The organism is Bacillus sp. mrc49, from assembly GCF_002803435.1.
Genome location: NZ_PHNG01000137.1, coordinates 1 through 960, shown reverse-complemented (window position 1 = coordinate 960; position 960 = coordinate 1). Strand labels below are relative to the sequence as shown.

Annotated in this window: 1 protein-coding gene; it reads left to right on the top strand. The window is 40.4% G+C overall.

Features of this window, described 5'->3' with window-relative positions; translation table 11 throughout:
• Nucleotides 1-30: 30 nt before the first annotated feature.
• Nucleotides 31-960: D-alanyl-D-alanine carboxypeptidase family protein (locus CVN76_RS00940; protein ID WP_232732036.1), on the top strand; the 930-nt coding region annotated here is incomplete at its 3' end.

Sequence of the window (960 nt, the reverse complement as noted above, 5' to 3'; positions counted from 1 at the left end):
GATTAGCTTAAAAGTTGGAGGTATTGGAAATTGAAAAAAATCAGCAAGATAACCCTCATTTTCACTTTTGTTTTTGTTCTTGTTATGTCGCAATTTGCCTATCAACCGGGGGAAGCTGTTGCTGAATCTGATAATTTGGGTTTAAAAGCAGAAGCAGCCATCATAATTGATGGTAAAACAGGTCAAATCGTGTATGAAAAAAATGCCGATAAAGTATTGGGCATCGCTTCCATGTCAAAAATGATGACTGAGTACATCATAATGGAGTCCATTAAAAATGGGAAAATCAGTTGGGATCAAAAAGTAAAAATCAATAAGTATGTGCATGATCTTTCAAAAGCACCGAATCTGTCGAATGTTGGTTTGACGGAAGGTGAGGACTATACAGTTAAGGAACTTTATCAAGCCATGGCCATCTATTCAGGAAATGCAGCGACAGTGGCATTGGCTCAGCTAGTTTCCGGAAGTGAAAAGAATTTCGTTAAATTAATGAACGAAAGAGCAAGTAAATTAGGCTTGAAAAATCATAGATTCGTAAATGCCAGCGGTTTGAACAATTCCGATCTATTGGGGGAATACCCTACCGGTAAAGCAGATGATGAAAACGTCATGACAGCGAAGGATACTGCTCTGCTTGCTTATCGTCTTATCAACGATTATCCTGAAGTATTAAAAATCGCCAGCATCTCCAAATTGAAATTCCGAGATGGCAAGGAATATCCGAACTTCAACTGGATGCTGCCAGGCCTTATATTCGAATATAAAGGCGTGGACGGGCTGAAAACGGGATCCACTGAATATGCCGGCTATGGCCATACAGGTACGGTCATACGGGATGGTCAACGCTATATCACGGTTGTCATGAAGTCCACTAATAAGAATCAACGTTTTGCGGACAGCACCAAGCTGATGGACTATGCGTATGCAACCTTCAAAAAAGAAAAAGTCCTTCCAGCCAAG